Source organism: Allobranchiibius sp. GilTou38, from assembly GCF_017565325.1.
GTDB lineage: Bacteria > Actinomycetota > Actinomycetes > Actinomycetales > Dermatophilaceae > Allobranchiibius > Allobranchiibius huperziae.
The window spans coordinates 503613-526980 of record NZ_JAGEKN010000006.1 but is presented as its reverse complement, the minus strand read 5'-3'; the positions used below and the strand labels follow the sequence as shown (position 1 = coordinate 526980).

At 65.9% G+C, this 23368-nt stretch carries 22 protein-coding genes and 1 riboswitch; of the genes, 15 read left to right on the top strand and 7 right to left on the bottom strand.

What is annotated here, in order from left to right:
• Positions 1-231: 231 nt before the first annotated feature.
• From JOB34_RS07600 to JOB34_RS07560, 9 genes are all read left to right on the top strand, one after another.
• The gene (locus tag JOB34_RS07600) at positions 232-1320 is read left to right on the top strand and encodes a sulfite oxidase (RefSeq protein ID WP_243757844.1); all 1089 of its coding nucleotides are present in this window, start codon (positions 232-234) and stop codon (positions 1318-1320) included.
• Between the two features lie 95 nt (positions 1321-1415).
• On the top strand, positions 1416-2573 hold the full coding sequence (locus tag JOB34_RS07595) for a chloride channel protein (RefSeq protein WP_208052111.1): 1158 nt from the start codon (positions 1416-1418) through the stop codon (positions 2571-2573).
• Positions 2574-3577: 1004 nt separating this feature from the next.
• The gene (locus tag JOB34_RS07590) at positions 3578-4339 is read left to right on the top strand and encodes a hypothetical protein (protein ID WP_208052110.1); all 762 of its coding nucleotides are present in this window, start codon (positions 3578-3580) and stop codon (positions 4337-4339) included.
• A gap of 283 nt (positions 4340-4622) precedes the next feature.
• Positions 4623-5474 (top strand): hypothetical protein, encoded by an 852-nt coding sequence (locus JOB34_RS07585; RefSeq protein WP_208052109.1) that lies wholly within the window; start codon positions 4623-4625, stop codon positions 5472-5474.
• On the top strand, positions 5471-5770 hold the full coding sequence (locus tag JOB34_RS07580) for a hypothetical protein (RefSeq protein WP_208052108.1): 300 nt from the start codon (positions 5471-5473) through the stop codon (positions 5768-5770). Before JOB34_RS07585 ends, JOB34_RS07580 begins: the two co-directional genes overlap by 4 nt.
• A 626-nt stretch (positions 5771-6396) precedes the next feature.
• Positions 6397-6594: a hypothetical protein gene (locus tag JOB34_RS07575; protein WP_208052107.1), complete on the top strand. Its 198-nt coding sequence runs from the start codon at positions 6397-6399 to the stop codon at positions 6592-6594.
• Positions 6594-8681, top strand: coding sequence for a hypothetical protein (locus tag JOB34_RS07570; protein WP_208052106.1), 2088 nt, complete (start codon positions 6594-6596; stop codon positions 8679-8681). Before JOB34_RS07575 ends, JOB34_RS07570 begins: the two co-directional genes overlap by 1 nt.
• A gap of 201 nt (positions 8682-8882) precedes the next feature.
• Positions 8883-9476, top strand: a complete 594-nt coding sequence (locus tag JOB34_RS07565; RefSeq protein ID WP_208052105.1) for a hypothetical protein — start codon at positions 8883-8885, stop codon at positions 9474-9476.
• Between the two features lie 441 nt (positions 9477-9917).
• Positions 9918-10421 (top strand): toll/interleukin-1 receptor domain-containing protein, encoded by a 504-nt coding sequence (locus JOB34_RS07560; RefSeq protein ID WP_347813771.1) that lies wholly within the window; start codon positions 9918-9920, stop codon positions 10419-10421.
• A 110-nt stretch (positions 10422-10531) separates the two neighbouring features.
• Here the strand turns inward: JOB34_RS07560 and JOB34_RS07555 are convergent, their stop codons facing one another.
• Entirely contained in the window at positions 10532-11335 is an 804-nt protein-coding gene (locus tag JOB34_RS07555; RefSeq protein WP_347813804.1) for a phosphotransferase, read from the bottom strand.
• Between the two features lie 815 nt (positions 11336-12150).
• Positions 12151-13263 carry a sulfite oxidase gene (locus tag JOB34_RS07550; RefSeq protein ID WP_208052102.1) on the bottom strand — a complete coding sequence of 371 codons (1113 nt, stop codon included), beginning with the start codon at positions 13261-13263 and terminating at the stop codon, positions 12151-12153.
• Positions 13264-13396: 133 nt separating this feature from the next.
• Here JOB34_RS07550 and JOB34_RS07545 point away from each other — a divergent pair, with 133 nt between their 5' ends.
• Positions 13397-13978 (top strand): ElyC/SanA/YdcF family protein, encoded by a 582-nt coding sequence (locus JOB34_RS07545; RefSeq protein ID WP_208052101.1) that lies wholly within the window; start codon positions 13397-13399, stop codon positions 13976-13978.
• 640 nt (positions 13979-14618) lie between these two features.
• Here the strand turns inward: JOB34_RS07545 and JOB34_RS18080 are convergent.
• Complete coding sequence (locus tag JOB34_RS18080) at positions 14619-15266, bottom strand: site-specific integrase (protein WP_347813770.1); 648 nt, start codon at positions 15264-15266, stop codon at positions 14619-14621.
• Positions 15267-16221: 955 nt separating this feature from the next.
• Positions 16222-16288: riboswitch (guanidine-III (ykkC-III) riboswitch) on the top strand.
• An 8-nt stretch (positions 16289-16296) separates the two neighbouring features.
• On the opposite strand from JOB34_RS18080, the gene JOB34_RS07535 reads away from it, so the two are divergent.
• Complete coding sequence (locus tag JOB34_RS07535) at positions 16297-16548, top strand: hypothetical protein (RefSeq protein ID WP_179481119.1); 252 nt, start codon at positions 16297-16299, stop codon at positions 16546-16548.
• A 14-nt stretch (positions 16549-16562) separates the two neighbouring features.
• Complete coding sequence (locus JOB34_RS07530; RefSeq protein ID WP_208052099.1) at positions 16563-16811, top strand: hypothetical protein; 249 nt, start codon at positions 16563-16565, stop codon at positions 16809-16811.
• Between the two features lie 71 nt (positions 16812-16882).
• Here JOB34_RS07530 and JOB34_RS07525 read toward each other — a convergent pair whose 3' ends face one another.
• Positions 16883-17650, bottom strand: coding sequence for a hypothetical protein (locus JOB34_RS07525; RefSeq protein ID WP_208052098.1), 768 nt, complete (start codon positions 17648-17650; stop codon positions 16883-16885).
• Positions 17651-18160: 510 nt separating this feature from the next.
• Here JOB34_RS07525 and JOB34_RS07520 point away from each other — a divergent pair.
• Entirely contained in the window at positions 18161-18802 is a 642-nt protein-coding gene (locus tag JOB34_RS07520; protein ID WP_208052097.1) for a LysM peptidoglycan-binding domain-containing protein, read from the top strand.
• Positions 18803-19197: 395 nt separating this feature from the next.
• Here JOB34_RS07520 and JOB34_RS07515 read toward each other — a convergent pair whose 3' ends face one another.
• Genes JOB34_RS07515 through JOB34_RS07505 form a run of 3 tightly spaced genes read right to left on the bottom strand, consistent with a single transcriptional unit; the run spans position 19198 to position 21354 of the window.
• Entirely contained in the window at positions 19198-19821 is a 624-nt protein-coding gene (locus JOB34_RS07515; RefSeq protein ID WP_208052096.1) for a DUF3349 domain-containing protein, read from the bottom strand.
• A complete protein-coding gene (locus JOB34_RS07510; RefSeq protein WP_208052095.1) occupies positions 19821-20108 on the bottom strand; it encodes a hypothetical protein in 288 nt (95 codons plus the stop codon). The genes JOB34_RS07515 and JOB34_RS07510 overlap by 1 nt, the downstream gene beginning before the upstream one ends.
• Positions 20109-20136: 28 nt before the next feature.
• On the bottom strand, positions 20137-21354 hold the full coding sequence (locus tag JOB34_RS07505) for an inorganic phosphate transporter (protein WP_208052094.1): 1218 nt from the start codon (positions 21352-21354) through the stop codon (positions 20137-20139).
• Positions 21355-21752: 398 nt separating this feature from the next.
• Between JOB34_RS07505 and JOB34_RS07500 the strand changes: the two genes are divergently transcribed.
• Both JOB34_RS07500 and ppk2 read left to right on the top strand, forming a co-directional pair.
• The gene (locus tag JOB34_RS07500) at positions 21753-22094 is read left to right on the top strand and encodes a hypothetical protein (protein WP_208052093.1); all 342 of its coding nucleotides are present in this window, start codon (positions 21753-21755) and stop codon (positions 22092-22094) included.
• 20 nt (positions 22095-22114) lie between these two features.
• Positions 22115-23074: a polyphosphate kinase 2 gene (gene ppk2 / locus JOB34_RS07495; protein WP_208052092.1), complete on the top strand. Its 960-nt coding sequence runs from the start codon at positions 22115-22117 to the stop codon at positions 23072-23074.
• Positions 23075-23368 lie beyond the last annotated feature (294 nt).

Genomic DNA, 23368 nt, shown 5'->3' with positions numbered 1-23368 from the left:
GCCTGCGCTGTTCTGCTCCCGCAACAGAGCAGCGGCTCACAAGTCGATCTTCGGAGTCATTTCACAGGGCGGCGAAGAACGCGGGTCTGATTCCGACGATGACCAGTGCGACGGTCGACCAGGATGTCTCTGGTGCCTCTGCGTGAGCCAACTTGCGGGTGAGAGGCCATGCTGGTCCTGAGCCAATCGATGGGAGCGCTGACGATGAGCAGCTGGGGTAAGCGAACGGACATGCTCGTGCACGAGGCCGAGCCATTCAACGCCGAGCCGACCTCGGCCGCGTTAGGAACGAACTTCCTGACCGCGACGGACACGTTCTACAGCCGTAATCACGGGCCGATTCCCACCCTGGACCCGGCAGCGTGGCGCCTGGATGTTGACGGTCTGGTGGGCACCCATTTGTGGCTATCCCTGAAGGATCTGCGCGAGCAGTTCACGGAGTACTCGATCACGGCGACGGTGCAGTGTGCGGGAAACCGTCGGGCGGCGCTGATCGCGGTTCGTGAGATTCCTGGCGAGGATCCCTGGCGGGACGGGGCGACCTCGACCGCGACCTGGGCCGGTGTGCGCCTGGCCGATGTCCTGGCCAGGGCCGGCGTCACAGCGACCGCAGGGGACGCGCAGGGGGCGCATGTGGCGTTCGATGCACCTGATGTGTCCCAGCTGGCCGAACCACCCCAGGCGTACGGCGGATCAATCCCCCTGAGCAAGGCGCTGTCCGGTGAGGTGCTGCTGGCCTGGTCGATGAACGGCGTGCCGCTCACACCCGTCCACGGGGCGCCGTTGCGGGTGATCGTGCCGGGTTGGATTGGTGCACGCAGCGTGAAGTGGCTGAACCGGATCACCGTGCAACACACGCCGTCAGAAAACTACTTTCAGTCAGTGGCCTACCGGCTCCTGCCCCCGGAGGCTGACCCTGATAGCGCCGGCCCGGGTGACGGCTTGTCGTTGGGTCCGATCGCCCTCAACAGCGCGATTCTGTCTCCGGCCAATGACGCCACCGTCGTCGCCGGCCTGGTGCAGGTTCGTGGGTACGCCTTCGCCGGTGACGCACGTGCGGTCGCCCGAGTGGATGTCTCCCCCGACGAGGGCAACACCTGGGTCCAAGCCGACCTCGGCGAAGACCATGGACCATGGGCGTGGCGGATGTGGTCCACCGAAGTAAACCTTCCCGCCGGGGACTGTGTTTTGCTGGCCCGGGCCTGGGACGGCACCGCTGCGGCGCAACCATCTGATGCCGCCCACCTGTGGAACCCCAAGGGATACGTCAGCAACGCCTGGCCCCGAGCCACGGTGCACGCCACTCCATCCACAATGTGAGCCCCCGGTCGCCCTTCAGGGCAGGTCCCGCCTCGCTGAGGATGCTCGGTGCGACCCTTCTGACTGGAGTCCTGGCCGGAGTAGCAGGGGCGGTCTTGACGCTGTTGCTGCACCTTGTCCAACACGCAGCATTTGGTTACACCGAGGCAACGTTCCTCACCGGTGTCCAACGGGCCACCTACCTGCGTCGGGTGCTCGCTGTCGGCGTCGGCGGCCTCCTCGTCGGTGTCGGTTGGTGGGCTCACCGACGCCGGACCGACCCACCAGCGGTCTCGGTCACCGCGGCGCTGCGCCAACCGATCCCGCAGCTGCCGATCCTGGCCACGTTCACCGACGCCGCACTGCAAATCGTCGCTGTGGGTGTGGGCGGATCGTTGGGTCGGGAAGGTGCCCCCCGGCAAACGGGTGCAGCACTCGGGGGATGGGCAGCTTCGCGTTTCGGCCTGCCCGCAGCCCAACGGCGCACGGTCCTGGCCTGTGGTGCAGGTGCCGGTCTGGCCGCGGTCTACAACGTGCCCTTAGGCGGGGCCGCTTTTACCCTGGAGATCCTGCTCGCGTCCGCCGCCTTGGCCGACGTCGTTGCGGCTGTCCTCAGCGCGGGTGTCGCGACGGTTGTGGCCTGGCCCGTGCTGCACAACCACATCACCTACCCCATACCGGCGGTGCACTACAGCAACCCGATCCTGGCCTGGGCTGTGCTGCTCGGCCCCGTGGCCGGTGTCCTCGGCGTGTTGTTCACCCGACTGACGAATACCGCCGCGCGCCACGCTCCCACCGGATGGCGAGCAGTGCTCCTGACCACCACCACGTTCACCGCCCTTGGCGCCGCCGCGACTGTGTACCCGCAGCTGCTCGGCAACGGCAAAGGCCCAGCAGGCCTCGCCTTCACTGGCACCCTAGGCATCTCGCTGGCCGCCGCCATCCTTGTGCTGAAACCAGTAGCCACCGCCGCTTGCCTGCGCGCAGGGGCTACCGGCGGGCTCTTGACCCCCGCCCTGGCCACCGGCGCCGTACTCGGCGTACTCACCGGCCAACTGTGGAACCACATCTGGCCTGGCGGCAACGACGCGCAGTACGCCATCATCGGAGCCGCCGCGCTTTTGGGCGCCACCCAACGCGCACCGCTAACCGCCATTCTGTTGACCCTGGAATTCACCGGAACCGGCCAAGCACTGCTGGCACCCGTCAGCATCGCCGTCGGACTAGCACTGACCGTCACCCATGCCCTCACCCGCCAGCTCACGCCACGCTAGAACCAGCCCGACAGCCACACGTTGCCAGCGCCGGACACTGCGTCCCGCGAAGATCTCGAACAGCGCCGACAATGACCACAGGTTTCCTACGCCGTCAACAGCGGTCCACGACGAACGGTTGGGCCGTCGACACGAACCGTCACTGATCAGGCCGGGAGGCTTAAGTTCCATGACAGGTCAGTCGTGACGGGTGCCGTCGACCGGGCCCCATCCGCTATGGATGAGCCCCATCGATTACGTCACCACCCGTGCTCACCAGATCCCCGGACCGTGAACACACCGTCAGCCGATCGGCGTACGGGCGCCCGGATCATGGAAACTGAGCTGAACAGCGAGGTCGGCCACTTGGGCCGTGCCCCTGGCCAAAAACATCGAGACGTACACCCCGGTTCCGCAAATCTCAGGGTTGATCAGCCGAATTGGTCGAGTATCTGGGCTGAGTTCATCTCAAGCGGCCGTCAGTATCCGTGAACTCTCGGGAATCCGTGGCGTGGCGGCGACGTTCGTCGGAGTGGCAGGCGTTGGTGGTCGTCGTGAGGCTGCGTCAGGAGGAGGACCCGGTCGTCATTCAGCGACGGGTACCGGCGGCAGACCTGCGGCCGGTACTGGCCGATCCGAACAGAGCCTGGGGTCTGCATTAGGACGCGACCGCAGCCACCGAGGCCGGTCGCCCTGCGTCATCCTGCGTCGGTGTCCTGCCCAAGGGGTGGGCCCCGTGGATAGCGCGCTACCGCTTGACAGTCGCCGCGGCCCTAGCGGACGCAGGAGAGAGCGCGCAAGAGCGCGTACTCATCGAAGTATTTCGACCGGTGGGGGTACGCCGCGTTCGCGCAGGTCAGCACCCTCGTTGGGGGAACGTGCCTCCGTCGTACCGCCTGCCGACAGGTTCTGGGGGGACGAAACACGATACGACCGCACGCGAGTCTCTGCCTGTCCGATTCGACAGGCAGGAGCCGAAGATGAGCGTTGCAGACTGTCTTGGCCTCACGGAGAACAGCGAGCTGTTGGCGCAGGCCGACCACGCATGGGCCACGTGGTGTCGCCAGGATCCGGCTCTGGCAGTTGCCACCGACACCGCCACGTTGCGGTCGTGGTTGAAGCAGTCGGCCGCGGCCGACGCAGACACCGTGCTGCTCGGGTTGGCACGGCTGGCGGCTCCCGACGGCGGCGATGACTACGCGGCCGCTGCCGCGTTGGCGTGGGCAATGCTGCCGGCTGCCTGCACCCTGGCGCATCGACTACGCACGCTCAGCCCCTCGATTGATCAGGTCGTGGCGAGCCAGTTGTGGCTGGAGGTTCGCAGCTTTCCCTGGCGCCGGCTCACCAAAGTTTCCTCGAACATCGTGCTCAACACGCGGGCCGGTGTCCTACGCGAGTGCGATGCCCCGTCGCAGCTGAAGCGATCGGACCCGACCTGGTCGCGAACCAGCCCGGTGGATCCCTACGGACCCTTTTGGGCACGTATGTCAGCTTCGGAGGTCGGTGCTGCTGACGCGGCCACGGAGCTGTTCGAGCTTCTCGACTGGGCCTGCGACCGCGACGTGATCACGGCGGCGGACCGGCGCATGCTGCTGCGTCTCCTCGAGGCCGGGGATCGCTTGAGGTCACGCCGAACGGGTCGATGTGGCGCAGGTTTGATGGCGAACGAGACGACCGAGCACGTGGCGCGCCAACTCGGAATGTCGGCACGCACCCTGCGTCGGCGCGCCCGGCGCAGCATCGATGCGCTGGCCGACGCGTGCGGGAATGGGCAGGCGTTGGCGTGAACTGCCTCCAACACCAGCCACTGCCACTCCCATCAGGCGGGGTCCGCACGTGGGTGCGGACAGGATCGAAGACCGCGTGTCCCGACTGGGTGAGTGAAGCCGCGACCGCTGCTGCAGTTCGCGCCACGGAGACTTCTGACGGCTTGGCTGTTGGATGGCGTGCCCGAGGAGTGGGCGGTCGGCGGCTACTGCGACGGGTACGGCCCGCAGTCTTTTCGTTTTCAGCGTTCTATCGACCCGCCGGAATCGACGGGTGGCTGACGATCGCATGCGGTGCATCGGTATGACGCAGACCGTACCCGACCGTTCGGTGGCCTCGGTCGATGAGCTCAAACAAGCCTGGACTGCGGTACAGGCGGGAGACTTCAGCGCACGTCCCGGCACGAGGAGGCCACCCGTTGAGGCAGTGCGACGTTCCCCCTGCTATCGGTGGGAGCCGAGCCCCACCGAGACGGTCGTTTCGGTGGTTGGCTGCGGAGGGTCATCCGGGGCCACATCCTTGGCGGTCGCGGTCGCGATCGCCACCGTCGCTCAGCGTCCCGCCCGGGTCGTCGAGTTCGCTTCGGTTGCCGCTTCTGGGCTTGTCGCCGCCAGCACCGCCGAACTCGGAAGGTATGAGCGGGTTTGGTCCCGCGGCACGCGCGGGCAAGTCTTACTTGAGCGGGTTAGCGATGTGCTGACGAGCGTGGGGGATATCCCGCACCCCGCGGCCTTGGACCGACCCATCGAGCTCACTGTCCTCGACATCGGATGGGACATCGGTCAGGTCTTGGGCTCGCCCGGTTGGGTCGCCGACGTGGTGCGCCATGCACCGCACCTGGTCCTGACGACGACTGCCACGGTGCCTGGCATGCGCCGTCTTGAGGGCGCACTAGATTCATTTGCCGGCGCCGACCCTTGTGTTGCTGTTCTTGGCACACCACGCCGGAAATGGACCAGGAGCGTCTCACACACCGCCGGACGCGCCGTGCGACACCTGGAGCGCGACGGGGCCCTGTTTGCCATCCCGCACGATCGCCGCTTGGCCAGCGATGGGCTCACCGCAGCCGACCTGCCGGGGCCGCTGCTGGCCACGGCGCGTCGACTTCTCCGGTGGCTGTCGAACCGTGACCTCACCCAAGGGGTATCGCAATGATGAGTCAGACAAACACGCAGCTGATTGCCTTTACCGCGCAGGTGTGTCCGAAGGCGCCACCGGGGGCATCGGCGCCGATGAATGACATCACGGGGTACGTGATGTGGGGTGTCATCGCGCTGATGGGCTTGGGAATGCTGGTCGGCGTCGGCGGCGTGGTTGCCGGGCGGGTGTTCTCGATGCCGCACGCGAGCAAGATGTCGGTGGTCGGCATCTGCGTGGTGTTCGGCGCCGCCATCGCCTACTTGGTGCTTCCCGGAGTCCTCAGTGGCATTGTCGGCAAGGGCTGCGTGTGACGTGATCGCGCAGTTCGACACAGCAGGCAGCTGGGCCCGCCGTCGACTGCTGGGCGCGTTGGTGGCCGTCATTACAATGGGCGTTGCCGTGCTGGTCGGCCTGCTGCTTGCCGTCTACTTCGCGATCGCGGGTACTACCTCCGAGGGGCACGACGGCGCTCGACCTACGGGAGCAGAACGACCAGCGAGTGCCACGGCCACCGGGCGCGCCCATCGTGACGCCGTCGCGGCCCAGCAGATGCCGGCGGTGGACGCGGCCGCTGCGCAGCCGGCCCCGCCCGGTGCGGTCGCGGCGCCGGCCATGACCGTTCCGGCAAGTTTGATGCAGGGTCCAGCAGGAGTTCCCTCGGGCTTTCCCCACACCCCGCAGGGCGCCATCGGGCAGCTTGCAAGCATCGAGCAGGTCGTGCTGCAGAGCATGAGCATGCGCGAGACGGCCGCGGTGCACGCGGACTGGGCATTGCCCGGAGCGCCCGGGGTCGCGCGGTGGCCGTTAGCGCAGGACGTGCGGTCGTTCCTTGGCAGCGCTCAGATGGGCAGCGCACTGGACCCGACGAGCACCGTCGTGGTCACCCGGGGGAGCCCAGGTCAAAGGCACCGATGGCCCGGATTGGGTGCTGGCGTGCGTGCTCGTCACAGTGCACGCCACCATTACCCGGGACGCGCAGATGGGCTACGGCTATTGCGAACGCATGCAGTGGCACGGTGATCGCTGGATGATCGCACCGGGCGCAACACCGGCGCCGGCACCGTCCACCTGGCCCGGCAGCGATGTCAGCCGCGCCGCTGGGTGGCGCACGTGGGCCGGCGAGGGCGACGACTGATGCCCGCCATCCCCGGGGTGCCCAACCCGTTTGATTGGCTGGCAAATGCGGCGGGCCGGGCCGTCACGGGCGCGTGGATCACGGCCATGCTCGGCCTCTGGAACGCAGGCTTGTGGATGCTGCGGCTCGTCCTGAACATCATGGACGCCTTCCTGACCCCCGACCTCAGAGCGGACGGCCCCGGGGGTCGGGTGTACCAGTACACGTTCTGGATCGCTGGGTCCCTGGTCGTGTTGATGCTGATGATTCAGCTGGGCGCGGCCGCGATCCGACGCGACGGGAAGAGCATTGCGACCGCTCTGATCGGCAGTGGTCAGTTCTGTCTGGTGTGGTCCTGCTGGGTCGGCGGCGCCGTCGCGGTGCTCGCCGCGGCCGGTGGTCTGACACGGGCGTTAATGACGGGCTTATTGGGGGTGAGCACCTGGTCAGGGTGGAAACCGTTCCACACCGTCGACACCACCCACGTCACCGACGGCACGGTCGCCACCATCCTCGGGGGCATGGGGTGCCTGCTCTGGCTGGCTGCGATCGGTCACCTGCTGGTGATGTTGACCAGGGCCGGCGCGTTGCTCGTGCTCTCGACCACCACGCCCCTGTCCGCAGCGGGCCTGGTCGCCGACGCCGGTCGCGGATGGTTCTGGAAGTCATTGCGCTGGTTCCTGGCTGCCGCGTTCACCCCCGTCATCATGGTGCTGGTCCTGGGGGTCGGGGTGCAGCTGACCACCGGCGTGGCCACCGGAATGACCGATTCCACGCAGGCCGCGATTGGTACCGCTGTCCCGAGCGTCATTCTCACCCTCATCTCCTGCTTTTGTCCCCTCGCGCTGTTCAAGCTGCTGGCGTTCGTGGACCCGGGCAGCACCTCCGGCGCGGCCTTGCGCTCCGGACTGGAGGCCCAAGGCGGGCTCCAGGGTCTGCTCGGTGGACGTGGAACCGCCAGCGACGGCCAGAGTTCCTCGGCGGCGTCCAGCTCAGACCAGAACGGGACCTCGGGCGGAGAGATGTCGGGACAGGACGCGACCTTGGGCCGTTTCACCAAAGCTCAGGGCGGGACGCTAGGGGAGGCTGGTGGAGCCCTTGGCGGGGTGGCCATGCGGGGGCGGGGCGCACTGTGGGCGGGGCGCACCCCGCCGGTGCCCCCGCCGGGGTGTACGGGGCCGACGTTGGCTGTGCAGCCACCGGAGCCAGCCGCCGCCCGGCAGCGGGCGCTCATGTGCGTCCCCTTGTTGGCGTTGTCGGGGCTCTTCGTGTGGATCCTTGGCCCGGTGGGCCTAATCAGTCTGGTCGGTCCAGCCGCCGCGCTGAACGTTTTCCTTCTGTACCGCCGTCATTTCGTTGCTGTGGGACAGGGGTGGTGGTTGGAACGGAGCGGGATGGTTCGTGCGCCGATGTCTGGTCACTTCGCGGACCTGACCTCGGTCGCTGAAGACACCGATTCGGTGGTCCTGCACCTTGGGGATAGCCGTCACCGGTTCCCGTTGCACTGGCGTGGGCCAGTAGCCCATCACGTCGCCGAACAAATCCTGGCCAGCTCTGCCACTGTGACGCCTGACGCGGCGGGCACGTTGAAGCTGTGGCGAGACTCCACCACGGCGAGCCCAGAAACAGCCACCACTGCAAGTGGAGTCCGCGCCCACGGGAAGCGGCCCTGGCAGCTGATGGTGTCGGGAACGATGCTCCTCATCATGGGGATCTTTTTCGGGGTCGTTGCTGGCAAACAGCTAAAGATCCGCTACGACCCTGACGACGTGACTGTCACCGCGGCCGTTGACAGGGTCTACAAAGAGTGCGGCCGCGGAGGTTGCCGCTGGTGGTCCAACGGGCACTACACAGTCGGCGGGAAGGTCGAATCTGGAGTCGCCGTCGCTAATGACCGAGACAGCCCAGAACGAGCTCCTCAACGGATCCTGGTAAACCCCGCCCACCCACGAGATGTGGTTAACACCAAAGAGGCAGGCCGGGACTGGTTCTTCTTCATCGCCATGTTGCTGGCCGTCCCGGGTGGAGCGGGTTTCCTGTGGTGGTGGGCCCACTGGAACAAACCACGCCGCGCGAAGGCACTACCCGGCGTTGAACTAGCTCATTAGCGTCAGGTCCGCGCCTGCTTCACCTCAGCGACGCACCGCTGACGGATCCCTTGGCGGCACGCTCACGCGCTGATTGGCGAACGGACAGACGCCATGAGGTGCAGCCTGTAGCGCCGTGCTCCTGCTTTGTGCCGCCCCACCGTCCGGCGCCTGCGGGAAACAGCACGATATCGGCACGCTAGAGCTGGGAGAGTTCGCACCGTGCAGACGCAACTCGGACTCATCGCAGCCGATCGGGACCTGACGATCCAGGGAGGGGCAACGACCAGCCTGCACGTCAATGCTTTGCATAGATCTCCAGTGGCCTACCTCGATTTCACTGCCGATGGTGGCCGCGTGCTCGACTACCTGACGTCGGCAACTGGCGGACCGCTGGACAAGGTCAGCGTTGTTCGAGAGGAGTGGCCGATCGAAACGGTCGCTGCACTGGAGCGACTGCTCGGGCTTACTTCACCCGATCTTGGCAACGCGGGAGTGTCGCTCTACGGGTGCCCTGAATGCCAGAATCCTGACTGCGGTGTGATCACCGCCCGCCTCGACATTGGCGAAGACACCGTCACCTGGCGCGCGATCGCCGAGCAGTACGAGTACACCGACGAGATGGTCGAACTGGGCACAGCGGGCCTCTTCCCGAACATTCGGTTCGAGCGGCACACGTACGAAGCAGTGCTGCGACGCGAGCTGGAGCGCGTACAACCGATGCTGGAGGGATTTGAGTACCCCTATCAACGAGCTCGACGCGAAAGACGTGAACGGCGTCGAGCCGGCCTCCTGCGCATCTTGGGTCGCCACTGATTGGACCAGCTCTCCCTGACCCGTGTGCACGTACACCGGACCATCTACCGCGGGTGGGAAACGTGACTAGTCGGCGATCACTGCCCGGACACCCCGGGTCGTGTGGATTCGGAATGCCCATTCCTACCGAACCCAACATCTAGTGGTGCTGGGGCGTGTCATGCACAAGATGGGGCGGACGTTCGGCTAGCTTATTTCTCATCCGGCGCGGCAGCCCGTGTCGCTCTCACAACTGTTTGGAGAACGAGCATGTCGCAGTGCACAGCGCCGTCGCAGGGTCACCGCACCGCCAGTGGGGCAGCAAACTGTCCCGCATGTCGAGGAGGTCGGCGGTACGGCTACTCCTCGTACTCCCCCCGCTCGTCGTACAGCGGCGGCGGGTCGTCCTATAGCGGCTCGTCCGGCGGCGGCACCTCGCGTAGCACCAGGTCCGGGAGGTCCGTGTCATACACCCCGGCCGAGTGGCGTGCGGTCCAGCCCTACGCCGCGAAGGCTGCCGAGCAGGCCGTCGCCCACCCGGACAAGCGGGACCTGTTCCTGTGCCATGCGTGGAATGATCGGGAGGGCAGCGCAAAGGGGCTGCATGGGCACCTAAAGACCAGCGGTGCGACGGTGTGGTTCAGCGAGGAAGACATCCCGCTCGGTTCGCTGCAGATGCGCGAGATCGACAAGGGCCTTCGCAACTCCCGCATCGGGATCGTGCTGGTGACGCCAGCTCTGCTCGCGAGCATCCGGAATGAGGGCATCGCCGAGAAGGAGCTCGCTGTCCTGCTGAACACCAGCCGAGTCGTGCCCGTGACGCACGGGGTGACCTTCGACGAGCTCTACGACGTGAGCCCCATGCTGGCATCCCACGCCGGGTTGAGCACGAAGGACTCGTCGCTCGATGCTGTCGCCGCCAAGATCGCTGCTGCTGCCGCCGCACTTTCGGCCGTAACTGTCTAGCGTCCTGGGGTACGCGCGGCCCCGGGCTCTCAGCTGTGAGCGGCGGTGATTGTCGACGCTATCCGGCTCGCCAGACGTCCGGAGACCGATCGGTGACCGGGATTTCGCTATCAGTCAGTCGTGTCACGAAGCTTTGGAAGCGCCCGTTGAATTGCTCGTTCCACCTCCGGTGCCGGCCGGTCGTGCGACAAGGCGAAGGCAATGACCTGCAGCGGGAAGGATCGCCGGAAGGTCTCTGCTCGGGCCACGGTGTCCGGATCAGCAAGCTGGGCGGCCAGATCCCAACCGTGCCATCCTGCCAGGCTCGCCACGTCCTCCGCCGGGTCATCTTCTGCGGCGAGGTCCCAATCCAGCACCCCGGTGACCCGCCCGCCGTCCCATAGGACATTCGATCCAGCAAGGTCTCCGTGGTTCAACACCAAACCCGGGGTATCCAGGGTGGCCAGCGCGGAAACGCGTTCGGACGCTTCGCCGCGAACGTCTTCCGGTAGCCGAGGAATGACCTGTTCCCTCATCACCCGCAGCCAGTCCGGGCCCCCGCAAAACGCTCGTGGCCGCGCCAGCCACTCACGGAGCGGGGATACGTCGATCGAGTGAACGGCATCCAAGAGGTTCCGCAGTCTGACCGGATCACCCGAACGCGCAGGGTGGGGGGTTCCTACTAGACGCCGGGTGGGCACGGCCGCCAGCCCCTCGTGCTCCACGACTGGTCCGAGACTGCGCGGAACAGCGAACGAAAGGTCCGGGAGCCTGTCGATGAGGCCCTGAGTGCGTCGCAGTTCGACGCTTGATCGTGGGTCTCGCGCGATCCTCACCGCGACATCGCCAGCGAGCACCACGAGGTTGCTGGATCCGGTCTCGATGAACTCCCACCCGGCGCGATCAGCACCGCTCTGACCCAGGGCTCTGACCACAGCAGCCTCGATCAACCGATCAGCGGGCCGCGAGTAGCGTGTTTCCGGATCCACCTAGGGAACCTATCGGGGCGGGCCGCAGCCCGATCGTCTACCGGAGCGGTGGGTTTCGGCGCCACCATCTCGGACAGATCGGCACCAGCGCCTAGAACGAAGCCACGTCCATAGGCACGGACTTGGGACGCAGGTCGTCCGGCCGCGCTGAGTTCTTTCGTGCAAAGAGGTGGGAACCCCGACATCCCCCGTCGAGAAGTGGATTCCCCGGACCCGGCCCGGCTTGAACGGGCAGCCACCCTCACCAAACGACGGGCCGGGCGCACCCTTACCGGGTAGATGCACCTTGGGCGGGCTCGTCCAGAAGCCTACGTGGACTTCGGGCCCACCTGCCACCAAAGACACGAGTGGGTCACGCCTTCATGCCTCGAGTCGGACGTCACCACCCTGGTGAAAACGCCCGACTCCATACGCAGGTCGTCTAACACTTCATCCGACACCTGGGTCGCTCAGTCTCGGTGTCGAGAAGGGGCCCACACAATCCTCCGCGTCCAGTTTGCTGAACCGCGCACCTGAGCGAGAAGAGGCAGTCGCCGCATCCCGATCGGCTTACGCGACACATGGGAGCTGTAGGACCTGCAAACCCGATCTGGAAACCTGCCCCAGCTAAGACGGCGCGTACTCGAAAGTCGCCCCGATCGGGGATTTCGGAGCGCCTCCATTGAGCAGGGCTTCCAAGCAGCAGTGTTGGACGTTCTCCTGACACCGCGTCTGGCTCGAGGCGGGGTGCCGCGTCCCCCTCAAAGCCCGTCGGTCTCAGATCACCGGTGGACGGCGTGCACCCTCGCTCGGGGGCAGGCGTTGTTGACGTATCCCTTGGGGTTCCACAGATGTTCGGCTTCCGAGGGTTGGGCGGCGGCGGTCCCGTCCCAGGCTTGGGCGACGAGTAAGGCGTCTCCGGCGGCAAGGTGCACTTGGGCACGCCACAACCGCCAGGCCCAGGGACCGCGGTCGGGGCCCAGGTCGGCCTGCACCCAGGTGTGGCCCCCATCGGGCGACACGTCCACCCGGGCGACCCGACGGCCGTCACCGGCGAAGGCGTACCCGCTGACCGCGAGGGCGCCGGCCGAGACCGTGCTGTCGTCGGCAGGGGACAGAATTGCGCTGTTGAGTGCGATGGGCCCCAGGGACAGGCCGTTGCCCGGACCGGCCGTGTCCGGGTCGGCGTCGGGGGGCAGCAACCGGTACGCCACCGACTGGAAGTAGTTGTCCGAGGGGCCGTGGCGCACGATGATTCGCTCGAGCCACTTCACGCTGCGGGCGCCGATCCACCCCGGCACGACCACTCGCAGCGGGGCTCCGTGCACCGGGGTGAGCGCTTCGCCGTTCATGGACCAGGCGAGCAGCACCTCCGGGCGGGTCGCCTTCGCCAGGGGGATGGAACCGCCGTACGCCTGCGATGGTCGTGCCAGCTGGGAGACGTCGGGGGCCTGGAACGCCACGTGCGTCTCATCCGCTTCGCCGCCGGCTTGCGTGACACCGGCCTCGGCCAGGACATCGGCTAGGCGGATTCCGGCCCAGACCGCTGTGGAGGTCGCCCCGTCCTGCCACGGGTCCTCACCGGGTATGTCGCGCACGGCGATCAACCCCGCTCGGCGGTTTCCCGCGCACTGCACGGTGGCCGTGACCACGTGCTCCTCAAATCGGTCCTGTAATTCCGCAAGGGAGAGCCGGAGTCTGATGTCCACGAGCCCGTCGACATCCAGGCGCCACGTCCCGCGGTCGAGCGTCGGGATCGGGCCGTGGTTGCGGCTGTAGAACGTGTCGGTGGGGGTGAGGTAGGAGGCTGCCAACGCGGCCGACGTCGGCTCGGCGTTGAACGGCTCCTCCTCGTGCACGAGCATGTCCGCCCGCTTGCCCCAGCTGGTCGTCATCGAAGCTCCGATCGGCTGTTAGGTGGCGGTGGGATATGAATCACTTGTCGGATCCCGCCCCATCAAGGCGGTTATTAACATCGAAGCTCACGTTCGTGCTCGCGAAACCGTCCGAGTCAGGATCGAGGTCGCCGTGGATCGACGCGAGGCCATCATCCTGCTCGGGTCCCAACCTGACCCCACCACCTGGCATTTCCCGCGCCATGTGTACGACGCGCTAAATATGGCAGTCGCGCGGTACGGCGCTGCGGCATCGAAGCCGCTGGTCATCACGTCGGGTGACCGCAGTCTGAAATTCTACCGTGATGACGTGGCCCAGCCGTTCCGCGAATGCGACCGCATGGCAGACCATCTGATCGAGCACGGCGTCTCCCAGGCGGACATCATCCGCGAAAGGGAGTCACGTGACGTCATCAGCAATCTTTACTACGTCAAGCGCGAACTCATCCAAGCGGGGAAGCCGCGGGAGATCGTCCTTCCCCTGGCCCACTGGAGGATTCCGCGCGTCGCCATGGTCCTCGACAAGATCTTCGGCGCCGAGTTCGCCGCGACGTACGTCGCGGTGTCCCCGGAGTCCCCACCCGCATCGGACGAACACCTCAAATGGGAGATGCAGCGGCGTTTCCTCGAGCCCATGCCGCGGGGACAGGACACTTGGCTCGCCGAACGGTTCTACGACTCCTGGCTCTACCACTTCTGGGCAGAGTGCGACTGATCCCACGAAGCTGATGGAACGCCGGAATTCCGACCGTAGCTCCATCGGCACGCGAATGCAGGTCATCTGCGGTATTGGTATATGTCGGGGTCAGTACGAAGCCGGGAGTACGTGAACATGTCGCGTCGTCTCCCGCCGACGGGCTGCTAACTTCGTAGCAACCCCTCGCGGAGGTTGCCGGCTCGTTCCGCTGCCCGCCAGGACCCCTCGTTTCACGGTTCGATGTAGAGCTCCAGCCGGTCTAGGGCGGGCAGGGACAGACTCCAGATCGCTACCGTCTGCAAGGCCTGACGGTCCAGCCCGCGACGGCGGGCGGCGGGCCTGACCCAATACCCCACGCTGGCGCGGCCTTTCCCGACCGGCCATAAGCGGATCTGTCCAGCCCGGCGTCGGTGTCGGCGTCAGCGATGACGAAGCAGATTAACGTCCGCGGCCGTGAAGGCCCTCAGCACCAGCGACGCGTCCCGCAGGCGCGGCAGCTGCAGCTCACTCGCCATCGATTCATCCTGGCCCCGGGGCCCCGGGGCCCCGGGGCCCCGGAGGGCGTTGGGCTTGCGGTGTCGCGGCGTTGAACATTTCGTTTGCTGACATAGATTCAGCGGTTCGAAGTCCGGGCAGGACAGAGCCGGCGGCGGCCCGATCAGGCCTCCGCGTTACCCGCGTCGATCGCCGCTTGCAGCCGGTCGGCCACAGCGCGATCGCGGTCGGCGGTGGCTTGCTGGTATTGCAGGGCCATCGTGGGAGTGGTGTGGCCAAGGCGATGCTGCATCTCGCGCACGGTGGCCCCGTGCTGAGCTCCGAGCGTGGCGGCCGTACGCCGCAGGTCATGCCAGTGAAGGGTGGGTTTGCCAATAGCAGCACGCGCGGCATAGAAGCCATACCCGTTCTTCTCATATTGCTTTCCGCCGCGCGTCTCGACGCGGGCAGTTCGGCCATACAGCGCAGTCGGGGCCAGCAGGTCTCCGTCTTGACCGGGGAAAACCAAGCCATCGCGACCGCGGAAGGTGCTGTTACGCAGATGGTCGCGAAGACTCTCCACCACGATGGTCGGTAGCGCCACCTCTCGTCTGCTGGCGTTTGTCTTGGGCGGTCCCAGCATCTTCTGTCCGCCGGCACGTGTTGCGTTGTGCACGACGCGCACGACTCCCAGAGCAAGATCGACATCGCGGCGCCGCAAGGCGACGGCCTCTCCGTAGCGAAGACCGCCCAGACCGCACACGAGCGTCAGCGTCCGGTGCTTCTCCGGCATGGCGTCGGCGAGAGCAAACAACTCCTTGAGCGTGAGCACTTCAGGCTCGCGCCGGGCGCGAGTACGTCCACCCGCTCGAATGCGAGCTGGGTTTCGATGGAGGAGGCCATCGTCTTCCGCCTGGGCCAGGATGCCGCGCAAGACCTGGTAGGCGTGGGCCCGTGCCGTGGGTGTGCGGGATCCGTAGGCGTTGAACCAAGTTCGCACAGACGCGGTCGTGATGCCATCGATGGGGACGTCCCCGAAGGCCGGAACGAGATGGCGCCGTAGAGCCGTGGCGTAGCTCGCACGCGTGGTCGGACGCAGGTCCTGGCGGCCGTCGAGCCACGATGCTGCGTATGCCGCGAATGTGTTGTTCCGTCGCGCGGCCTCTGCTGCTCGCGTGGCTTTCTGCCTGGCGCTGGGGGAGGTCCACTCGTCCGCACTGAGGAGGCGACTCTCGGCTCCGACCCAGGCCTCAGCATCAAGGCGGGTCTCGAACGTGTGCGGGGCCTGGTGCCGTTGGAGGTCAGGCCCTGTGTAGGAGGCCTGCCACTTCTTGCTGGGCAGCCTGCGAATGTGACCAAAGCCCCGGTGGCCATACTTATTCGCCATGGCAAACTCCGCGTGTCGTGCGATTAGCGTGCGATTAGCGAGGGTACCAGCGTCCCTTTGCGTCCACACCTGACCAATGCTCTGATGATTCGAAACCTGTTCGCTGACAGTAACATTGGACCTTGGGTGCAGGCCATCGGTGACGTAGTCACAGCCTCCGAGAACAGCTCCTAATTTGGTTCGAGTCCCTTCACGTCCACTCCACCGCAGGCCTCTGACCTGGAGATATGCGGATCGAGCATCGGCGGAATCGTCGAGTGCACTCGATCAGCGGGCGGGACGCCCCTCAGGCTGGTCCGACGCATTAGTCGGGGCCTGATGGCCGAACGAGTTCAGCGCGGCCGGCGTGCCGGCGAGTGGCTGGGAACCATGCTCGGCCGTTACCGTGGGAGCGCAAACCATAGGTGGTCATGTGGCTGCCCCGGACGAGATGTGGGCCGTACCCGGCCCAGTGAAGACGACGCTCCCGAAACCTATGACTCAATTCATTCAGATCATCGGAGCGCTGCTCGTGCTCGCCGGCTTCCTCGCCGCCCAGGCGGACCTGCTCGACCAACGCTCGTACACCTACCTCATTCCCAACGCCATTGGCTCCGCTGCGATGACCGTCACGGGCGTCCTCACCGCCGAGTGGGGCTTCGTCTTCCTCGAAGCGGTCTGGGCGCTCGTCTCCCTATGGGGCATCACCGAACGGCTGCGGGGCCGCACGCCGCGAGCTGCTCATTGAGTGGGTTCACAGCAATGGATCTTGCTCTGCAATTCATCGGCGCGATCGGCATCCTCGTGCCCTTCGCACTACTGCAGATCGGCCGGCTGTCGCAGCACAGCTATGCCTACCTCGCGCTGAACCTGGCCGGCTCCGCGGTCCTCACAGCGGTCGCCTATCTGGATGGTCAATGGGGGTTTCTTATCCTGCAGGCGGTGTGGACACTCGTTGCGGCTTGGGGCATCGCGCGGAGCCTGAGATCGACCTCGGCCAGACGAACCTGACCCACGCTCGGGCTGCAGAGGAGCACGGGTGATTCGACCGCAGCCCCTGTTCACGCGCGGCCGCGGATCTGTCAGCGCGCCTGCTGCCGCCGAGCGGGCTGGCTGGCAACGGAAGGTGCGCCTCCGATGAAGTCGTCCCAATGTCGTCGTACCGGATACCAGTGGTCATCGAATTCCCGGGTGTGGCGCGACGCGCGCTCCATCCGGTGCGGCCCGTAGAACCACTTCGCCCACGGCGATCGTGGCCGGGCGATTCGTACTGCGGCGTACCACGCGAAGGGACCTAGGAAGAGAGAGATCAACGCTGTCGGGATCTTGCCCTTCAGCGCAGTCACTGCCTCGCAGACCAAGTGGATCACCAACACCGTCGTGAGGCCGCCGCGGAGGAAGCGGGCAGTGGGGCTGAGGCCGGTGACACCGGTCGGTGACACTCCGACGACTGCGAGGGCGACGCACGCCGCGGTGAGGCTGACCACGGTGACCGAGAGCTGGCCCTCTTGTGACCAGTACACGTCCTGCAGGTGGAAGATCATGGCGAACTCGTCCAGGACGAGCGAGGAGCCGACGCCGATCAGCGCAGCACCCGTATAAGAGCCGGGCGAACGACCGTCCGCCCCAACCTCGGTGAAGGCACCTGCGACCAGCAGCACCGTGCCCGGTGTGGAGTGGTGCAGGTGAACCCCACCACTGGCCACGTTGTGGAACGGTCCCTTGCCGGCCCGGATCAGACGAGTGATCGTGCGGGTGGTGACGAAGGTGACCAGGAAGGCTCCTAGAGCCAACACAAGGGGAAGTTTGTGGCCGCGCACGATTTCGTGCGACCACCAGTCCAGCACCATGCGGCAAGGGTAGGACCGTGACGGGATCGCGCTCGGCACGTTCGATGGACGACGAGGGTTCCCAGGACGAGCGGCGTAAAGAAGGCGACCGCGACTGACGAACCGCGCGACCCTGTCCAGCACCCACCCGTTCGCGCAGGGACCGACCGGCGTACCTGCCGCCAGGTCGCAGTGCCGAATCCGGCCGAGGGTGGCCGGTCTCGCCGTTGGCTTCGCGGGCGACTTGCAAAGCGCGGAAATTCGACGAGTCGTAATCGGACCGGGTGGGTTCGTGTCGGCTGCGGCGTCGGATGGACGCGAGGTGACTGCGTAATGGGCTGTCTAGCTGCCTACCTGGACTCTGACTCGTCGCGATGTGATCGTGATAGACGAGCCGATCTGGGCCCCGATCCGGGTCGCCCGCCCATGGTTGACAGGCTCAGCACAGGGCCCCACAGGCCTGTTGCAGACGCAGACCCCACTGTGAGCTGGTAAGCGGGCATTCGCCCGACGCTTTCGAAAGGTAGTTGCATGCTTCGCAGGACCAAGATCATCACCGGCTCGAGCTTGGCCGCGGTCGCCGCGGTGGGTGTGGGGGTTCCGGCCTACGCGTCATCGGCCTCCACGACACAGTCCAGCGCCGCCCAGAGCACTCGTCATCACCAGCACAAGGGTCACCGGGACAGGCTTCATGAGCTGGGCCTGACTCGTGCCGCCATCGCCAAGGACGCCGGCACCGATGTCGCCGGTCTGAAGGCGGGTCGCAAGGCTGGTGAGTCGCTGGTCCAGATCGCTGCCCGCCATCACGTGTCCCGCGCGACGCTCCTCTCCCGCCTCGACGCGACCGCGGATGCGCGGGTGACCAAGCTGCTCAACACCAAGCTTCCGGTGCGCAAGACGGGCAAGCACCCGGCGACCCGCGCGTGGGCCAGGCACCATGGGCTCGGTGGGGCATACAAGAACGTGGCCGCGACATTGAAGCTGAGCCCGCAGACACTGTCGGCCGACTTGAAGAAGGGTGAGACGTTGCAGCAGATCGCGACCGCGCAGCACGTCAGTACCGCCACCCTGACCGCCGTCATCGACAAGGACGTGAACGCCGCGATCGCCAAGGCCGCGGACCGCGTCCCGCACTCACACGCTGGCAAACGCACGACCTCCGCTACCTCCTGACCGGTGGGTGCAGCATGGGTCCCACCGCGCACTGCGCGGTGGGACCCATGCTGTGCAGCAGGCAGATCGACACGAGTCGGCGTCGACCCGCGGTTGTGCCGCGCCGTCGGCTGCTGGCGGACGTGTGTGCGAACCGGTGGACCGCCATCCACGCCGTGTCTGAAGCCGCGCGCCTGGTTTCCTTGAAAAGGCGAAGCGGGCCGACGGAAGCGTCACCTACGGGGTGTGGAACAACCACGAGTGGCGCGGTCGCGCGTCACGGCCAGGACCGTCGCCTCTTGAGCTTGGTCGAAGGCCTGCGTTTGTTGCATGAGTGAGGTGATGATCTCCCCGCTGCCGGCAGCGGCCCTGTGGGTGTAGACGCCGCCTGCGGCGTAGGGCCCCGGGGATGCGCGTCAGTCGTCCAGAGGCCAACCCTGAGCGGCGAGCCGGGCGCGAACTCGCTGCAGCTCCTCGTCAGTCGGCATCTCGTTGGTGGCCCTGGTGATCAGCACCTGGGCGTCAACCGCGCTGATGGAGGAACCGTCGGCCTCGTCGATCAGATCTCTCACGATGGACGTGACCTCCTCGTCTGAGAGGCGTCGACGCAGCAGGGCTAGGACGGGTACGCGATCGGTCGCTGGCACGCCTTCCGGGTAGCCCGCCCGGAGCCAGTCCAACACCCGTTGCACGAACACGGCACGTTGTTGCTGACCGGTCGCGGGGTCACCGTTACGGGACTCCGGCTGCGGCGTGCCGAGCGGCCAGCCGACGGCGGCAAGTCGAGCAGCGACTGTGTGGACGTCCGCTTCGACCGGTGGCGCGGCCTTCACCTCGGCGATGACGTCGCGGACGTCCTTGGCGCGAATTTCCCCGTCCGGGTTGTTCGAGATGACCTGGCTCATCGTCGCCTCGAGCTCATCCTCGCTCAGCGTGCGCGTCAGCAGTACGAGGAGGGGTTGGAAGTCCTTGGGCGGCACCCCGTCGGGATAGCCCTTGCGGAGCCAGTCCAGGATCGAGGTGAGGGGGTTGAGTGCCATCACGTCGGGAGCTTGATGCCGAGGTAGTGGTCCAGGCTGCTCTTGGTGACGTAGAGCACCGCGTAGATCACCACCAGCGAGACGATCGCGAACAACGCGTAAGCGGCGGCCAGTGCCACCGGCTTGGCGGCGGTGATGGTGCCGTTGGCGTGCTCACCACCGCTGCCCTGATCCCACAACCTGATGCCGACCGCGAACAGGAACGGCAGTCCCGCGCCGAGGACCACGCCCACAATGACCACCTTCAGAGTGTTATGGCCGATCGTCGACCAATCGATGCTGCCCACTGCGTTGTCTCCTTTACGTCTGAGTCCGTCAGGCGTTCGCGTTCGTGGGGGTCTGCTCCGACGCTGGCACGATGCTGCCGGTCGCGTCGTCCCATTCGGCGTTGACGTTGGCCGCGTCGATCTTCTGCTTCTGTGCGCGCAGGTAGATGAACGCGGACAAGCCGATGAGGATTGCGAAGATGAGCAGGGCGCCCGCGACCCCGCCCACGGCGTGCCCGATGAAGTAGGTGACAGCGCCCACGACGGCAGCGGCGGGAAGGGTCAGGATCCAACCGACCGCCATTCGACCGGCGACGGACCAGCGAACCTGTGCGCCGGGCTTGCCGACCCCCGAGCCCATGATCGAACCGGTCGCCACGTGGGTGGTCGACAGTGCCATGCCCAGGTTGCTGGACGTCAGGATGATGACTGCCGAGGCTGCCTCCGCCGCCATGCCCTGTGGCGCCTCGATCTCGACCAGGCCTTTGCCGAGGGTGCGGATGACCCGCCACCCACCGAGGTAGGTGCCGAGGGCGATCGCGCCGGCGCACACAAGGATGATCCAGACGGGCAGCCCGTTCGCTTCGATCTCCTTGTCGCTGAGCGATCCGTGCGCGATCAAGGCCAGCGCGATCACACCCATCGTCTTCTGTGCATCACCGGTGCCGTGCGCTAGGGAGACCAGCGACGCGGTGGCGACTTGGCCCCAGCGGAAGCCGCCCGAGCGTTTGCTCTGCCGGACGTTCCGGGTCATCGCATAGATCAGGTAGGTGCCGAGGGCGGCGATGGCGCCGGCGATGAACGGGGACATGAGCGCCGGGAGGATGACCTTGGAGATGAGGCCGTTCCAGTTGATGCCTCCCGTGCCGAGCGCGGCCAGCCCGGCGCCCAGCAACCCGCCGAAGAGCGCGTGCGAGGAGCTGGACGGCAGGCCGAACAGCCAGGTCACGAGGTTCCACAGGATGCCCCCGACGAGCCCGGCGAAGATGATGAAGATCGCCTTCTCCTGGTCGAGGCCACTGATGAGCCCGCCGGATTTCTGCTGGATCTTCAGCACCGAGGTCGTTACGGTCACCGCCACCTCGACCGACAGGAAGGCGCCCACCAGGTTCAGGATCGCCGACAGCGCCACGGCGACCTTCGGTCTCAGCGCACCCGTCGCGATGGACGTGGCCATCGCGTTGCCGGTGTCATGGAAACCGTTGGTGAAGTCGAACCCGACCGCGGTCACCACGACGAGGATCAAGATGAACAGCTCTCCGCTCATGACACCGAGTATGGGAGCAGTTGCGAGGGCGCGCACACCGCTCGGCGACTGTTCGCGGGGCGTCTGGCAAATGGCGAGGCAGCGTTCATCGAGAGTTCATTCAGACGTCGCGCGCGCGCCGCGTTCCCGACTCCGAGACCGCAAGGCCACAGCGCACCATGGTGCCGCGACGGATGTGAGCTGCGAACCGGCGCCCGCAGCTGGCAACCCTACTCAACCGAGGTTCGGCTCGCAGTGCGTGACGGACCGGATTCCTGAGCGGTTCGCTCTTGAAGGTGGTGCGAACACTAGGGGCCCTTGCATAGTCGAACCCCGGGACCGAGTGGCACCTTTCTGGATGAAATTTCGAAAGCGCCGCTTGTTCAGGCTATGTGCGCAAATGAGAGGGAGAAGTGAACGTGGGCTTAGGTCTTCATTTGCTGATGATCCTGGGCATTCTGGGGATCATGGGTGGTCTGCCGTTTGTGATGGCCCGACTGGAACAAGGAATGGATGAACAGCTCGCAACCCGAAGTTGTCCGAGCCGGGGGCGCGACCAGCGGCAAGAACTTGCGTCGCAATCCCACCAGACACCCAGCTACGGACCGGTCCTTCCTACAACGGAGTTTTTCGAGAATCAGTACGTCAATATTGATGACGCGGAAGCTCTGGACCACGCAGCGTGCCAGTCGGTGACGCCGATCGGTGGGGCAGCGATGCATCTACGGATCGTTCACCCAGTATTCAGGTGTGATCCGTGAACGTAGCCCACACTGGGCCGATGGCAGATCAGCAGCAACCAGATGTGCGAAAGATCGATACCGCGCGTGGGGATCCCCAGGGGCCTGGTGACGGCGGCACCGCGGGGCCACTGGCCGGGCTGCCAGGCGCAGCCGGCCTGAGCTTGCCTGCCAGTGAAGAGGGTGTGTGGCGAGTGGGGTACCCCTACGACACGCGGATGACGCGGCGGGAGTATGACCAGATCAAACGATCGCTCCAGATCGAGATGCTGAAGATGCAGGCCTGGGTCAAGGACACCGGGCAGAGAGTCCTCATCGCATGCGAAGGACGTGACGCGGCGGGTAAGGGTGGATCGATCAAGAGATTCACCGAGCACCTCAATCCGCGCGGCGCGACCGTCGTGGCATTGGAGAAACCAACTGAACGCGAGTCGAGTCAATGGTACTTCCAGCGGTATGTGCAACATTTGCCAGCTAGTGGGGAAATCGTCTTCTTCGATAGATCGTGGTACAACCGCGCCGGCGTCGAGCGCGTCATGGGTTACTGCACTGATCAGCAGTACCAGGAGTTCATGCGATCGTGTCCGCAGCTCGAACAGATGTGGGTCGAGGCGGGTATCACATTGATCAAACTGTGGTTCTCCGTGGGCCGACAAGAGCAGATCGCCCGTTTCGAACGGCGCGCGACGGATCCCGTCAAACAGTGGAAACTGAGCCCGACAGACCTGGCCAGCGTGGACAAGTGGGACGCGTACACCCAGGCGAAAGAGGAGATGTTTCAACACACGGACACGGTCTATGCGCCCTGGACCGTAATAAAGTCCAACGACAAGAAACGCGGCCGTATTGAAGCGATGCGGTTCGTGTTGGACCGCTTAGATTATCCGAATAAGGACCGCAGCATCATCGGACACCCGGACCCTCGAATCGTGGGTTCGGCCCGTGAGGTGCTCGACGAGGGCGAAGATGGATTTCAAGGCGGGTACCGCACCGGCGCCTGAGCCTGCCGCCCAAGGACGAGACGCGGCGCGCCGAAATCCCGCTTGCTGATTTGCTGATCCGAATGCAAATGGTGGGGATCCGCGAGCAGGCGTCTACGCGGGTATGGGGAGCGGTCCGGAACAGATCGTTGATGGACCACCTTCGCCGGTCTTCGATACGCCGGTGGAAGCCGGTTCTGGAAGGCCGGTCCAGGATCACCGTGGTCGGGCACTTCTCGCAGTCGTCACGTGGGAATTTCCGGGGAGCGTGAGGAATCGCGGTCGTGCGCGTCGGTGCGATGGCGCTGGTGATCG

Excerpts from the sequence above, each read along its gene's own strand:
- JOB34_RS07535 (WP_179481119.1), top strand. The coding sequence starts at position 16,297 with ATGACTCAATTCATTCAGATCATCGGAGCGCTGCTCGTGCTCGCCGGC.
- ppk2 (WP_208052092.1), top strand. The coding sequence starts at position 22,115 with ATGGCAGATCAGCAGCAACCAGATGTGCGAAAGATCGATACCGCGCGT.
- JOB34_RS07505 (WP_208052094.1), bottom strand. The coding sequence starts at position 21,354 with ATGAGCGGAGAGCTGTTCATCTTGATCCTCGTCGTGGTGACCGCGGTC.
- JOB34_RS07570 (WP_208052106.1), top strand. The coding sequence starts at position 6,594 with ATGCCCGCCATCCCCGGGGTGCCCAACCCGTTTGATTGGCTGGCAAAT.
- JOB34_RS07530 (WP_208052099.1), top strand. The coding sequence starts at position 16,563 with ATGGATCTTGCTCTGCAATTCATCGGCGCGATCGGCATCCTCGTGCCC.
- JOB34_RS07600 (WP_243757844.1), top strand. The coding sequence starts at position 232 with ATGCTCGTGCACGAGGCCGAGCCATTCAACGCCGAGCCGACCTCGGCC.
- JOB34_RS07525 (WP_208052098.1), bottom strand. The coding sequence starts at position 17,650 with ATGGTGCTGGACTGGTGGTCGCACGAAATCGTGCGCGGCCACAAACTT.
- JOB34_RS07515 (WP_208052096.1), bottom strand. The coding sequence starts at position 19,821 with ATGGCACTCAACCCCCTCACCTCGATCCTGGACTGGCTCCGCAAGGGC.
- JOB34_RS07585 (WP_208052109.1), top strand. The coding sequence starts at position 4,623 with ATGACGCAGACCGTACCCGACCGTTCGGTGGCCTCGGTCGATGAGCTC.
- JOB34_RS07550 (WP_208052102.1), bottom strand. The coding sequence starts at position 13,263 with ATGACGACCAGCTGGGGCAAGCGGGCGGACATGCTCGTGCACGAGGAG.
- JOB34_RS07580 (WP_208052108.1), top strand. The coding sequence starts at position 5,471 with ATGATGAGTCAGACAAACACGCAGCTGATTGCCTTTACCGCGCAGGTG.
- JOB34_RS07520 (WP_208052097.1), top strand. The coding sequence starts at position 18,161 with ATGCTTCGCAGGACCAAGATCATCACCGGCTCGAGCTTGGCCGCGGTC.